Annotated in this window: 15 protein-coding genes; 13 read left to right on the plus strand and 2 right to left on the minus strand. The window is 60.9% G+C overall.

The features are described from left to right. Window positions 1-23: 23 nt before the first annotated feature. From CQ009_RS29420 to CQ009_RS29465, 9 genes are all read left to right on the plus strand, one after another. Window positions 24-530 carry an Hcp family type VI secretion system effector gene (locus CQ009_RS29420; RefSeq protein WP_064388775.1) on the plus strand — a complete coding sequence of 169 codons (507 nt, stop codon included), beginning with the start codon at window positions 24-26 and terminating at the stop codon, window positions 528-530. Further along, window positions 527-1,003, plus strand: a complete 477-nt coding sequence (locus tag CQ009_RS29425; protein ID WP_105709458.1) for a hypothetical protein — start codon at window positions 527-529, stop codon at window positions 1,001-1,003. Before CQ009_RS29420 ends, CQ009_RS29425 begins: the two co-directional genes overlap by 4 nt. Window positions 1,004-1,142: 139 nt before the next feature. Beyond that, a complete protein-coding gene (locus CQ009_RS29430; protein WP_064388778.1) occupies window positions 1,143-2,210 on the plus strand; it encodes a DUF2333 family protein in 1,068 nt (355 codons plus the stop codon). A 3-nt stretch (window positions 2,211-2,213) separates the two neighbouring features. Beyond that, window positions 2,214-2,771 carry an NUDIX hydrolase gene (locus tag CQ009_RS29435; protein ID WP_064388780.1) on the plus strand — a complete coding sequence of 186 codons (558 nt, stop codon included), beginning with the start codon at window positions 2,214-2,216 and terminating at the stop codon, window positions 2,769-2,771. A gap of 305 nt (window positions 2,772-3,076) precedes the next feature. Then, the gene (locus CQ009_RS29445) at window positions 3,077-3,448 is read left to right on the plus strand and encodes a translation initiation factor Sui1 (RefSeq protein WP_007914613.1); all 372 of its coding nucleotides are present in this window, start codon (window positions 3,077-3,079) and stop codon (window positions 3,446-3,448) included. A gap of 219 nt (window positions 3,449-3,667) precedes the next feature. Then, window positions 3,668-5,581: an arginine decarboxylase gene (speA, locus tag CQ009_RS29450; protein WP_064388782.1), complete on the plus strand. Its 1,914-nt coding sequence runs from the start codon at window positions 3,668-3,670 to the stop codon at window positions 5,579-5,581. Window positions 5,582-5,815: 234 nt separating this feature from the next. Continuing rightward, window positions 5,816-7,165 carry a contractile injection system protein, VgrG/Pvc8 family gene (locus CQ009_RS29455; protein ID WP_105709459.1) on the plus strand — a complete coding sequence of 450 codons (1,350 nt, stop codon included), beginning with the start codon at window positions 5,816-5,818 and terminating at the stop codon, window positions 7,163-7,165. Next, window positions 7,162-7,956, plus strand: a complete 795-nt coding sequence (locus CQ009_RS29460; RefSeq protein WP_064388786.1) for a DUF4123 domain-containing protein — start codon at window positions 7,162-7,164, stop codon at window positions 7,954-7,956. The genes CQ009_RS29455 and CQ009_RS29460 overlap by 4 nt, the downstream gene beginning before the upstream one ends. Window positions 7,957-8,049: 93 nt before the next feature. Further along, the gene (locus tag CQ009_RS29465) at window positions 8,050-8,874 is read left to right on the plus strand and encodes an alpha/beta hydrolase (RefSeq protein WP_105709460.1); all 825 of its coding nucleotides are present in this window, start codon (window positions 8,050-8,052) and stop codon (window positions 8,872-8,874) included. Here CQ009_RS29465 and CQ009_RS29470 read toward each other — a convergent pair. Further along, complete coding sequence (locus tag CQ009_RS29470; protein ID WP_105709461.1) at window positions 8,868-10,217, minus strand: MATE family efflux transporter; 1,350 nt, start codon at window positions 10,215-10,217, stop codon at window positions 8,868-8,870. The two genes, CQ009_RS29465 and CQ009_RS29470, sit on opposite strands and share 7 nt — an antisense overlap. A gap of 214 nt (window positions 10,218-10,431) precedes the next feature. Then, on the minus strand, window positions 10,432-10,725 hold the full coding sequence (locus tag CQ009_RS29475) for a hypothetical protein (RefSeq protein WP_064388791.1): 294 nt from the start codon (window positions 10,723-10,725) through the stop codon (window positions 10,432-10,434). 238 nt (window positions 10,726-10,963) lie between these two features. Between CQ009_RS29475 and CQ009_RS29485 the strand changes: the two genes are divergently transcribed. Genes CQ009_RS29485 through CQ009_RS29500 form a run of 4 tightly spaced genes read left to right on the plus strand, consistent with a single transcriptional unit; the run spans window position 10,964 to window position 13,254 of the window. Continuing rightward, a complete protein-coding gene (locus CQ009_RS29485; RefSeq protein WP_017336358.1) occupies window positions 10,964-11,266 on the plus strand; it encodes a MazG-like family protein in 303 nt (100 codons plus the stop codon). Continuing rightward, window positions 11,266-12,015 (plus strand): methyltransferase, encoded by a 750-nt coding sequence (locus CQ009_RS29490; protein ID WP_105709462.1) that lies wholly within the window; start codon window positions 11,266-11,268, stop codon window positions 12,013-12,015. The genes CQ009_RS29485 and CQ009_RS29490 overlap by 1 nt, the downstream gene beginning before the upstream one ends. A gap of 12 nt (window positions 12,016-12,027) precedes the next feature. Continuing rightward, on the plus strand, window positions 12,028-12,642 hold the full coding sequence (locus tag CQ009_RS29495; protein WP_064388794.1) for a DUF4136 domain-containing protein: 615 nt from the start codon (window positions 12,028-12,030) through the stop codon (window positions 12,640-12,642). 54 nt (window positions 12,643-12,696) lie between these two features. Further along, window positions 12,697-13,254: a DUF4136 domain-containing protein gene (locus tag CQ009_RS29500; RefSeq protein ID WP_105709463.1), complete on the plus strand. Its 558-nt coding sequence runs from the start codon at window positions 12,697-12,699 to the stop codon at window positions 13,252-13,254. Window positions 13,255-13,367: the final 113 nt, after the last annotated feature.

A 13,367-nucleotide genomic window follows, 5' to 3' on the forward strand; every position in this document is an offset into this window, starting at 1 on the left:
CAACCCAAAAAAGGAGCCACCCCATGCCCATCCCAGCCTTCATGACCCTCCACGGCAGCCGACAGGGCCTGATCAGTGCCGGTGCTTTTACCGAGGCGTCAGTGGGCAACAGCTACCAGAGCGGGCGTGAAGACAAGATCATGATTCAGGCCTTGAGCCACGGGATTTTCGTGCCGAAGAACGCCGGGGCAGGGCGGCGGATGCATAAACCGCTGATCGTCACCAAGACCATCGACAAGGCCTCACCGCTGATCAATACCGCGTTGTGTTCCGGCGAGTTGCTGAGCCAATGCCGGGTGGAGTGGTTTCGCACCTCGGCGCACGGTGTTCAGGAACACTTCTACACGATGGAACTGGAGGACGCGGTGATCGTTGGCGCTGAAATACTGATGCCGCATTGCCAGGACCCCGGCACTTCTCATCTCACCCAGTTGGAGAAAATCCATTTCAGCTATCGGCGTATCTATTGGCGCCACGAAGTCAGCCGGACGATGGGCTCCGATGAATGGCAAGGCGAGGGGCAGGGATGAGGCTTGTTCATCACGCGGAACTGCGCGAGACCGATCGTCAGCATGCCTATCCGCAGGATCAGGCGTTGGAACGGGTCTGTCAGGCTCTGCTGGAGCGACGCCCGCTCGACGGGTTGGATGAGTTGCGATCGGGCTTGATGATCAATCTGGACAGCGAAGTGCTGGGCGAAGTCGAGCGTGGCGACTGGCTGCTGCTCAAGTCACAAGCCGAATTTGGCCAATGGCCGGTCGCCGCGTCGATCTTCGATCAGGCGGTGCTGGAACTGATGAATAATCCCCCGACGCAGCCCACCCGAACCCCGCAGATCTTCCGTCTGGTCGACAGCATGACCGGCGAACCGCTGCCACAGCAGGCGTACACCGCAACGGTCGACGGCGTCCCCAGCCAGCGCAAGACTGACGCAGCGGGCATCGCACATCTATTTACACCGGAGGATGTCCGGCAGATTTCCCTGAAAATTTTCAACGTCTGAATCGCGCGTCTATCCTTTCGCTCTCGGGCGACCATTGCAGGTTTTTCTCCAACGTCCCAATAGCGGGTGCCCGGCCAAGGCACGTTGTTGTATGGTTGTGGTCGAACCGTTGAACCCAAGTGATTGAAAGGATATCGCCATGCTGGACTGGAAAAACCGCGCGGGCAGCGCGCCTGAACGTGCCGCCGAGCCCAAGTCGGCCACCCGCAGCTATGTAGGCGGGGTGCTGTTCAGCCGCGCATTGGCGACGCTGATCGGCCTCTATCTGCTGGTGACCATCGGCCTGGGCTGGTACTGGAGCCAGGAGCCGGCGCTGTTTCCGGTCGCACAGAACGCGCAAGTGGCTGCCGAGAAAGAAGGCAAGCAGATGGTGATCGGCTACACCACGGTTGAAACCCTGAAGACCGTCGCCGGCACCCTGCTCAACAAACCGGGCGGCTATATTTCCAATGACCGCTTCCCGCCAGGCCTGTGGATGGACAACACGCCGAGCTGGGAATACGGCGTGCTGGTGCAGGTGCGTGACCTGACCCGTGCCTTGCGCAAAGACTTTGCCCGTTCGCAATCGCAGTCGGCCGAAGATGCCGATCTGGCCAAGGCCGAACCGCGTTTCAACTTCGACAACAAGAGCTGGATCCTGCCGTCCAGTGAGTCGGAGTACCAGGAAGGGATCAACTCGCTGAGCCGTTATCAGGCGCGCCTGTCTGATCCAACCCAGAAAAACGCGCTGTTCTATGCGCGCGCTGACAACCTGAACAACTGGCTGGGCGATGTCGGCACCCGTCTCGGTTCGCTGTCGCAACGCCTGTCGGCCAGCGTCGGTCGGGTCAAACTTAACACCGCGCTGAAAACCGAAGTGCCGGCGATCGGCGAAGTACCGCAGGTTGACGAAGAAGTCGTCGAGACTCCGTGGATGCAGATCGACAACGTCTTCTATGAAGCACGCGGTCAGGCCTGGGCGCTGTCGCATTTGCTGCGCGCCATCGAAGTCGACTTCGCCGATGTCCTGGCGAAGAAGAACGCCACCGTCAGCGTGCGCCAGATCATCCGTGAGCTGGAAGCTTCGCAGGAACCGGTCTGGAGTCCTATGATTCTCAACGGTAGCGGCTTTGGCGTGCTGGCCAACCACTCGCTGGTCATGGCCAACTATATTTCCCGGGCCAACGCCGCTGTGATCGATTTGCGTCAACTGCTCAATCAGGGCTGATTCATGAGCCAGAACGCCAAAGAGGCGGCCCATCGCGCCGCCTCCGATGCCGAACAGATCGCCTGGGTCGACGAGCAGGACAACCTGCTTGGCGCCTTGGTGCGTGCCGATCTGCGCCAGCGCGGGCTGATCGGGCGTGGCACCTACATCATGTTGTTCAATTCCGCCGGCGACCTTTGCGTGCACCGGCGCACGTTGAGCAAGGCGATTTATCCCGGTTACTGGGACGTGGCGGCGGGCGGCATGGTGCAGGCCGACGAAACCTACGCCGAGTCGGCAGCCCGTGAGCTCGAAGAAGAGTTGGGGGTCAGCGGCGTCGAGTTGACTGCCCATGACCATTTCTTCTTCGAGGACACCGGTAACCGTCTGTGGTGTTCGGCGTTTTCCGCAGTGTGGGATGGGCCGCTGAAACTGCAACCTGAAGAAGTCCTCGAAGCACGCTTTATTCCCGTCGAGCAGGTCATGCGGGAAATCCAGCAGAAGCCTTATTGCCCGGACTCTCTGGCCGCGCTCCAGCGCTATCTCAAGGCGCAGCAAAGCGACGTCGCAAAGAACACATAAATTGGCGCCGATTGGCACTTAGCAAGTCGCATTTTTGCCGTTACACTGCGCGACCTTTTCAAGCTGCACCGAATAGTTTGAGGTTGGCCTGCTGACCCACTGTAGGAGCTGCCGAAGGCTGCGATCTTTTGATCTTGTTTTTCAAGAGCAGGATCAAAAGATCGCAGCCTTCAGCAGCTCTTACGGGTCAGCAGTCCATGAGTCGATACCGGTGCAGTAGCGCTGCCCCTGCCTGAGTGGGGCTTCGCGGTCGATGACCTTGCCCAAGGTCGCGATCAGTCTTTGTCCTCCCAAGAGGATTGCCGGTGGCCAAAAAAGCCGCATCCTTCGCCGCCCTGGGCGGTCTGGTATTTTCCACCGACGCAGGTCGTCATTGCCCGGAATGCAGTAAGCCGGTGGACGCCTGTATCTGCAAACAAACCGTGATCCCGGCCGGCGACGGCATTGCCCGCGTACGACGCGAGAGCAAGGGTCGTGGCGGCAAAACGGTGACTACCATCACCGGCGTGCCTCTGGCCGAAGACGCGCTCAAAGAGTTGGCGACAACGTTGAAGAAACGTTGCGGCACCGGCGGGGCGTTGAAAGACGGCATCATCGAAATCCAGGGCGATCATGTCGAGCTACTCTTGGCTGAGCTGATCAAGCACGGTTTCAAAGCGAAGAAGTCCGGCGGCTAGCAGCCTCTGTGAAATCCATCTGCGGCTTGATCCGGCTCTGAAACACTTCAGATCCGGCGTCGTCTCCATGGTTTTCACAGAGCCTGTTCATGACCGGTTTCTAAACTCCACGCAGTCAGTGCGGTCTACCGCCGCGCTGACGAATCGTCATTTTCATCCTTTAGACTGCGCCGGCCTGAGATCAGGCGACGCACTATGACTTCTTTATAGGGGACTTCGATGTCCGTACGACGCACACGTAAAGACGATGGCAGCCAATGGACAGTTGCGGACAGCCGCAGTGTTTACGGGATTCGCCATTGGGGGGCCGGGTATTTCGCGATCAATGAAGCCGGTCGCGTCGAAGTTCGTCCGAACGGCCCGAGCAGCTCGCCTATCGACCTGTTCGAACAAGTCGACCAACTGCGCAAAAGCGGTTTGTCCTTGCCGTTGCTGGTCCGTTTCCCCGACATTCTGCAAGACCGCGTTCGCCAGTTGACCGGTGCCTTCGATGCGAACATCGAGCGCCTGGAATACCAGAGCAAGTACACCGCGCTGTACCCGATCAAGGTCAACCAGCAAGAAGCGGTGATCGAGAACATCATCGCCACCCAGGACGTGTCCATCGGTCTGGAAGCCGGCTCCAAGCCTGAGCTGCTGGCCGTGCTGGCACTGGCGCCGAAGGGCGGCACCATCGTCTGCAACGGTTACAAGGACCGCGAGTTCATTCGTCTGGCGCTGATGGGTCAGAAGCTTGGCCACAACGTGTTCATCGTCATCGAGAAAGAATCCGAAGTCGCTCTGGTGATCGAAGAAGCTGCCTCGCTGAAGGTCAAGCCACAGGTCGGCCTGCGCGTGCGTCTGTCGTCGCTGGCGTCGTCGAAGTGGGCGGACACCGGTGGCGAGAAATCCAAATTCGGTCTGTCGGCGGCGCAATTGCTGTCGGTGGTCGAGCGCTTCCGCGCGGCTGGCCTGGATCAAGGCATTCGCCTGCTGCACTTCCACATGGGTTCGCAGATTGCCAACCTCGCTGACTATCAGCACGGCTTCAAGGAAGCGATCCGTTACTACGGCGAGCTGCGCAACCTCGGTCTGCCGGTCGATCACATCGACGTTGGCGGCGGTCTGGGTGTCGACTACGACGGCACGCACTCGCGCAACGCCAGCTCGATCAACTACGACATGGACGATTACGCCGGTGTCGTGGTCGGCATGCTCAAGGAATTCTGCGACGCGCAGGCCCTGCCGCATCCGCACATCTTCTCCGAGAGCGGCCGCTCGCTGACCGCGCACCACGCGATGCTGGTGGTGCAGGTGACCGACGTCGAGAAGCACAACGACGAAATCCCGCAGATCGAAAACAAGGAAGCGCTGCCGGAGACCGTGCAGTGGCTGGTTGACCTGCTCGGCCCGACCGACATCGAAATGGTCACCGAAACCTACTGGCGCGCCACGCACTACATGAGCGACGTGGCGGCGCAGTACGCCGACGGCAAGCTGACCCTGGCTGAAAAAGCCCTGGCCGAGCAGTGCTACTTCGCGGTGTGCCGTCGCCTGCACAACTCGCTGAAAGCCCGTCAGCGTTCGCACCGTCAGGTGCTCGACGAGCTCAACGACAAGCTGGCCGACAAGTACATCTGCAACTTCTCGGTATTCCAGAGCCTGCCGGACACCTGGGCAATCGACCAGGTGCTGCCAATCATCCCGCTGCACCGTCTCGACGAAGAGCCGCTGCGCCGCGCGGTGCTGCAGGATCTGACCTGCGACTCCGACGGCAAGATCAACCAGTACGTCGACGAGCAGAGCATCGAAACCAGCCTGCCGGTACACGGTTTGAATGAAGGCGAAGATTATCTGCTGGGCGTATTCCTCGTGGGCGCCTATCAGGAAATCCTCGGCGACATGCACAACCTGTTCGGTGACACCGACTCGGTGAACATCTATCAGAACGCCGATGGCAGCGTGTACCACGCCGGCATCGAGACCCACGACACCATCGAAGACATGCTGCGCTACGTGCACTTGTCGCCGGAAGAACTGATGACTCACTATCGCGACAAGTGCGCCAGTGCCCGCATCAGTGCCAGCGAGCGCACGCAGTTTCTCGATGCCTTGCGTCTGGGCCTGACCCGTTCCTCCTACCTGTCTTCCTGACGGCAGGTTGTCGTTTCACCGGGTTGTCTGAAGTTTTCCCCGCTAGCCGCGGAAAATTCGGAAGACCCGGTGGGACAAATCCCAAGTTCTGCGAGAAATCCTTGGCTATCGCTGCGAGCAAAGTCATCCGGTCTGCTTTTCGCGTAGGTCATTTCCTAAGTTGTACTTCGGCACTCTACTCGGCCATGCCTCTCGGCGAGAATCCCCGGCCGCCCCTCCTGTAGAGATCCGCCAATGTTCGATCCATTCAACGAGTCGTTGTTTCGTCTCGATGTAGCGGGTCTGTCCGACCCTCTCGAAGTTCTGGCCTTTACCGGTAACGAAGCGCTCAGTGAGCCGTTTGCGTTCGAGATCGATGTGTTGATCGACGACCCGCAACTGGACCTTGCCGGCTTGCTGTACCGATCGGCGTTTCTCTGTTTCGGCGCGTTGGGGGAGGGTGTGCACGGGCAGTTGCAAAGCCTTGTCCAGCACGAATACGGCCGTGCTTCGAGATTGTGCCGAGTGCGTCTGGGACCGAAGTTGAGCTGCCTGGGCCTGCGCTTCAGTCAACGCATTTTCAATGGCCGGTCGGTGCCGCAGATCCTTGATCAAGTGCTCAGGGAGCATGGGATCATTGGCGCACAGCGGCGCTTCGAGTGCCATCATGAGCATGCTGTCCGAACTTTCTGCACCCAGTATCACGAGTCGGATCAGCAATTGCTCCAACGCTTGTGCCAGCAGGCGCACATTCACTATTACTTCGAACATCGTCACGACGGGCATTGCCTGGTGTTTAGCGATGATCCGACGCAACTGCCGCAAGCCGTCGCAGCAGTGTTCTGCGCCGAAGGTGACGGGCAAAAAACGCCGCTTGCGGTGCACCAATGGCGTTTGCAGAACCAACGTCAGGGCCGGGCCAACAGCGCGCAGGCGACGCGCACGGCTGAAGGCCAAAGCGAGTTGGCGCGATTGCGCAGCGGCCGATGGCTGACTTTGAGCGGCCATCCGGTTGCTGAATGCAATCGGCGCTGGTTGTTGAATCGAATCGAACATCACGCCGATCAACTTCAGGTACCGGCCTACAGCAACCGGATCTTTGCGGTGGAGCAGGCTTGGGTCGCTGCACCGTCGACGGTCGCTGTGCATCCGCGCATGCACAGTCTGCAACGGGCCTGGGTGGTGGCCGTCGATGAACCGCGTCCTGATCGGCTGCGCCCGGTGGCGGTGCAGTTCGACTGGTCGTACCAGGGCGAAGGTGCCGCCGACAGCCATTGCTGGCTGCCTTTGGCGCCAGCGCTGACCGAAGCGCCGTTGAATGCCCTGGTAGAGGGCGTCGAAGTGGTGGTGAGCTTCTTCGAAGGTGATCCGGATCAACCCATGATCACGGGAGTCCTGCAAGTCGCAGCGACGTCAGTCGTAGACAAGCCCTCGCCATTACCGCCGCCAACCCGGCTAAATGACGGGCTGCAACGCCTGCTGCTATCGGCCGAACCCTTGATGTTGTTGTGCCTGATGCCTGGCGGCGGTAGCTTCGTGCATTGTTCGCAGTCGGTGTGTACCTGTCGCCTGGTCACATCCCTTGAACAGAGCGGCGGACGATGAGCGGTGTAGCGCCCGGCGCCATTGCGCAGTGGTTGTTGCTCGACAGTGTCGATGCGCCGCGGGCATTGACCACGCTGCGCGCGGGCTTCGCTGGGGTGCAGTGTTTCTGGCTGTTCGACGGCACCGAGTTTCAATCCGTTCGTGAACAAGGACCACTGTTGGTCAGCCTGCAGGGTTGCCCGGCATTGGCCGCGTTGTGTCACAGCGACCCTCAGACCTGGCGCGGCTTGCTGCTCGAAAGCGCAGCGCCGGTGGCCCCTTTGCTCGGCCATTTGCGCCGCATGCTCACCGTTTCATTTGGCCTGAGCCATCGGGCCTTGCTGGGCTTTTACAACTGCCAGACCGCCAGCTACTTTTTCGATGCCTGCGATGCCCGGGAGTTGAGCCGCTGGCTCGGGCCGATTCTGCAGGTGCGCTGGTTCGGTGGAACCTGGGCGGATCGGGGTATCGGTTGTGAGGGCTGGCAACAGTTACGCAACCCTCGCCTGACCGTTGCAAGCCTGGAAATCGAGGAGGCGCTGAGTCAGCGCCAGCGCGAGCGCCTGCAGACTTGCCTGCTGGAGCAACATATCTGGCGCTGGAGCCAATCCATGCGTGTCGCCTATGCGCAGTTGTGGTTGCATGCCCAGCAAGGCATGGCGCTGGGATTTACCGAGCGTGCAGTGCTCGATGGCTGGTTGTGGCTACGCTTGCAGCATCCGCGTGCAGTGTTGGTGCCGCTGCCGGGAGGGCTGACGCAACAGGAGCGGCTCGACCATTTGCGTCGACACTGGCAGAACGACAAAACCTGAGGGTGAGCCTCCATGAGCGGTGCTTTGAGACATTGGTTCGGTGCAACCTGGTTGGGTGCTACATGGTTCAGTCTAGTCAGCAGCGCCTTACTGATGCTGAGCCTCGGCGGCTGTTCACCGGTGAAAGTCCTCAATGGCCTGACGCCGGACAACACCTTCAGCCGCACGACGGGCATCGCCTATGGGGCTGATCCACGGCACAAGCTCGACGTCTACGTACCACGTCAGCCGCTCGCCGATGCCCCGGTGGTGGTGTTTTTCTACGGAGGCAGCTGGAACAGTGGCGACCGCAGTGACTACACCTTCGTCGGCGAAGCGTTGGCCTCGCGGGGGATTGTTGCTGTGGTAGCGGATTATCGCCTGTACCCGCAGGTGCGCTATCCGCGGTTTCTGGAAGATGGCGCGCAGGCGGTGGCGTGGACCAGGGCGCATATCCGCGAGTATTCCGGCAACCCGCAACGCTTGTATTTGCTCGGTCACAGTTCTGGCGGATACAACGCGGCGATGCTCGCCCTCGATGCGGATTTTCTCGCGGCGGTGGGCATGTCGCCCAACGATCTGCGCGGCTGGATCGGGCTGGCAGGGCCTTACGATTTCCTGCCAATTGAAAATCCTGAAGTGCGCCCGGTATTTTTCTGGCCGGATTCACCGCCTCAATCGCAGCCGATCAACCACGTCAGTCGCGGCGCACCGCCGGCCTTGCTGATGGCGGCGACTGAGGATGATCTGGTCGACCCGACACGCAACACCGGCGGTCTGGCGCGCAAGTTGCGCGAGGCCGGGGTGCCGGTGCAGGACTTGTATTACTCGCGGCCCAGCCATGTGACGCTGATTGCGACGTTATCGCGGCCGCTGCGGCGATTGGCGCCGGTGCTCGATCAAATCGTCGGTTTCATCCAGCACACGCCCACTCAGTGAACGCCGCCGGTGAACCAGCCGTCATTGCGCTTGAGCCACCAGGCCATCGCCCCGAGCGTAAGGCTGCGCAGCACCATGAACAGCAGAAACGACAGCCACAGACCGTGATTGCCCAAACCTTGCAGCGCCCAGGCGAACGGCAGCAGCAGGGCAACGGTGAGGAGCATGCCGTTGCGCATTTCCCGGGCGCGGGTGGCACCGATGAACAGACCGTCGAGCAAATAACTCCACACTGCAATCAATGGCAGCACAGCCAGATAGGGCAGGTAGATAAACGCCGTGTCGCGGACGCTCTGGATATTGGTCTGCATCTCGATGAACAGGTGCCCGGCCAGGAGAAACAACGCAGCAAAACCGAGGCTTGCGATCATTGACCAGCCGCCGGCCACCACCAGCGAACGGCGCAGGGCCAGACGATCACGCGCGCCGATGGCATGGCCGCACAGCGCCTCCACGGCATGAGCAAGACCGTCCAGTGCATGGGCGGTGAGCAGCAGGCCGTTGAGCAGCAGTGCGTTGGCCGCGACCGTCGCATCGCCGAGTCGGGCGCCCTGTACGGTGATCATGAAAAACACCGATTGCAGTGCCAGGCTGCGGATAAAAATGTCGCGGTTGACCGCCAGCAACGGCCGCCAGCTCTGCCAGACTTTCAATGCAGCCCAGACGATGTGCCCCGGATACGCGCGCAGTGCCTTGCGGGTCAACAGCAGACCGAGAAGGGCGCCGCTCCACTCGGCAATCACCGAGGCGCGGGCCGAACCGACCACGCCCCAGTCCAGGCCGATGACGAACCACAGATTGAGGGCGATGTTGATCAGGTTGGTGGTCAGCAGAATCGCCAGCGGTGCCCGGGCGTTTTGCGTGCCGAGGAACCAGCCGACCAACGCATAACTGGCCAGCGCTGCCGGCAGACCGAACAGCCGCGTGTGGAAAAAATCACGGGTGAGCTGATCGAGTTCCGCCGACGGCTGCATGAAGTGCAGCGCGATCCCGCTCAACGGTACGCCGAGCGTGCCCAGCACCAGCGCCAGGCCCATCGCCAGCAGCAGCCCTTGCAAGAGAATCTGCCGCAACGCCGCACCATCGCTGCGCCCGGCCGCTTGCGCGGCAAAGCCGGTGGTGCCCATGCGCAGAAACCCCATGGCCCAGGCGAGAAAGGTGTACAGGCTGGCGCCAACCGCCACCGCTCCCAATTGATGGGCGTGGGGCAAATGGCCGATGACGGTGCTGTCGACCAGCGCCACCAGCGGCACGGAAATATTGGAAAGAATCATCGGCGCGGCCAGCGCCCAGACCTTGCGGTGAGTCGGGCGGTCGCGCCAGTCGGCGATCAGAGTGGACATGCGGGCTCCTTGGGGAGCGGCATTGTAGCGGAAGAAGCCACCCTCATCGGAACGCCGCCCGCCCAGCCCTCTCCCGGAGGGAGAGGGAGCCGATCTCTGGCGTTTTCAAACCTGAGTTCGACTCGGTATCGCAAGTCGGCGTATTTCTGCAGAACAACCCGGTCAGTCCCCTCTCCCTCCGGGAGAGGGTTAGGGTGAGGGGCTCTTCAAAGGCCTAATGAATAATCCAGCTAAGCAGCCACAACCCCAGCAACAACCAGATGATCCCGGCAATGATCGACGCATTCATGAACGCGCGAATCGCCGACCACAACAGCATCAACCCGACGATCAGCGCAATGATGCTGATGATCGACGTGTCCATGCCCAGCGTCTTCGCCAGCCCGTCGACGAAGTTGCCGCCGGCATTGCTCAAAATATTGAAAAGCCCACTGAGCCCGTCGACGATAAAGCGGATGATCGAACCGAGCGCCTGGCCGAGCCATTCGAAAAAGCTTTCTACCTGCATGTGTTCATCCTGATGAAAGAGCTGAGCCTTGGGCCACAACGCAGGTGGCCGAGTTCCCTGTCACGAGTATGGCCCATGCTGCGCCGAACGGAAAACCGGTAGGAGCTGCCGCAGGCTGCGATCTTTTGATGGTGTTTTTCAAAACCAGGGTCAAAAGATCGCAGCCTGCGGCAGCTCCTACATGGGCCTTGCCTTCAGGGCGCATCCCCCCGAAGCTATACGCCTTCAGGAGAACCCGATGAACCTTGTTGAACTGACCGAACGCCTGCACGCCATCCGCGACCGCAATGACTGGCGGCAATTTCACAGCCCGAAAAACCTCGCCATGGCCGCCAGCGTCGAGATGTCCGAACTGGTGGAAATCTTCCAGTGGCTGAGCGAAGACCAGTCGCGCCAGTTGCCCGCGGACAAGCTCGCCCACGCCGGGCAGGAAGTCGGCGATATCGTCCTGTATCTGTTGCTGCTGTGCAGCGAATTGGGGTTGGACATGAATGAAGTGGTGCGCAGCAAGCTCGCCGACAGCGAACGGCGGTTCAGCTGATGAGCGACCGGCATTTCGATCAGTTGGCGACCCGTTTCGCCGAAAAAATCTACGGTGGCGCCAAGGGTGCGATACGCCTCGCGGTGTTGCAGGCTGACCTTGCCGAAACCCTGCCGGATCGCCCGTTGCGGGTGCTCGACATCGGCGGTGGTCTCGGCCACATGTCGCTGTGGCTGGCCGAACGTGGCCACGAAGTGACCTTCACCGAACCGGCGCAACCGATGCTCGAAGGCGCCCGCCAGCGATTCGCCGAAGCCGGGCAGACCGCGACCTTCATTCAGGCGCCGTGGCAGGAATTGCTCGGGCAACTCACCGAGCCTTACGATCTGGTGATCTGCCACGCCGTGCTCGAATGGCTCGCCGAACCCCACGCGATCCTGCCGGTGCTGCATCAACTGACCAAGCCCGGCGGCTGGCTGTCGCTGGCGTTCTACAACCGCGACGCGCTGATCTACCGCAACCTGCTCAAAGGCCATTTCAAGAAAATGCGCAAGAACGACATGGCCGGTGAAAAGCAGAGCCTGACCCCGCAACAGCCCCTCGATCCTCGGGAATTGGCAACGCAACTCGAAGGGTTGTGGCAGGTCGAAACCCAGAGTGGCATCCGGGTTTTCCACGACTACATGCCGGTGGAGTTCCAGGCCCGTGCCGAACTCGTCGATTTGCTCGAGATGGAGCTCGCTCACCGTCGCCACCCAAGCTTCGCCGGGCTTGGGCGTTACTTGCACTGGATCTGCCGGCCGGTCTGATCGGAGCACGAAATGAAAGCTCAATCCGGGTTATTGCTGATCTGTCTGGGGTTGGCCGCCTGCCAGGGCAGCAATCCTTACGTGGCGCAGTCGCGGCCCTTGCCGCCGGCACCGCCGCAAGCCGCCAAGACCTTTGATCGCAGCGCCTACCCGGCGCCGCCGCGCGATTATGGGCGTTACCGCAGTTGGGCCTGGCTCAACGGGCAACTGCCGCCGGGCACCGCGTGGGCCGATTCGGCGCAGGTGGCCGAAGCCGTGAGCAATGCGCTGGATCAGCGCGGCCTGCGTCCGCTGCATGACAATCGTCCGGCCGACCTGTTGGTCAGCGCTCGTCTGAGTCTGCAAACCCGTTTGCGCCAGGTCCAGGACGATTACGGCTACTACGGCGGCGGATACGGCGGCTATGATCGTTATGGACGCGGTTACGGCATGTACAACACGATGCCGGTGGTGCGCACGTACTCGGAACAGGTTGTCGTGGTTCAGGTCGATCTGTTCGACGCCGGCACCGGCCAGCCGGTGTGGAGTGCCAGCGCTGAAACCGGCGCCAAAGGCAATCAGATCGACGGCACGGATGCGATTCGCGAGGCTGTGGAAAAAGCCATGTCGGCGTATCCTCCCAGTTAGCTTTGTGCAAATGAGAAGCTCCAGCAGGTTCATGTCTTCCACCGGAGAAAAACCATGTTCCGCCGTCTCGTTCTACTGACCATGGCCGCGCTGCTCAGCGCCTGTGCCGCCAACCAGGTCAATCATGACTTCGATGCCAGTCGCGACTTTGCCGCTTATCGCAGCTGGAGCTGGAAAGACCCCGCGTTGCAATATCGCCCCGATGATCCACGGATCAAAAGTGATCTGACCGAACAACGCATCCGCCAGGCCGTCACCGATCAACTCGATCAGCGTGGCTTGCGGCCTGCCGCTGCCGGCGCCAAGGGTGACTTGAGCGTGCAGACTTACCTGATCGTCGAGGATCGTCAGCAGCAAGTGACGACCAATTACGGCGGCGGTTGGGGCGGCCCGTGGAATGGCTACTGGGGCGCGCCGATGTACAACGAAACGCGCAACATCACCTACAAGGTCGCGACCATCCAGATCGACCTGCTCGACGGCAAGGACGGCAAACTGGTGTGGCGTGGCAGCGATGAACAGATGCTCGCCAGCAAACCGAACCCGGAAGATCGCAGCAATGCCATCCGCGAGACGGTCGCCCGCATTCTCACCAACTATCCACCGCGCTGAAAATTAAAAAAACGGGGAGCCACTGAGCTCCCCCGTTTTATTGGCTTGCACAGATCCCTGTAGGAGTGAGCCTGCTCGCGATGGCGGTGTGTCAGGCGAATCAGCGCGGCATG

Source organism: Pseudomonas sp. MYb2, assembly GCF_002979955.1.
GTDB lineage: Bacteria > Pseudomonadota > Gammaproteobacteria > Pseudomonadales > Pseudomonadaceae > Aquipseudomonas.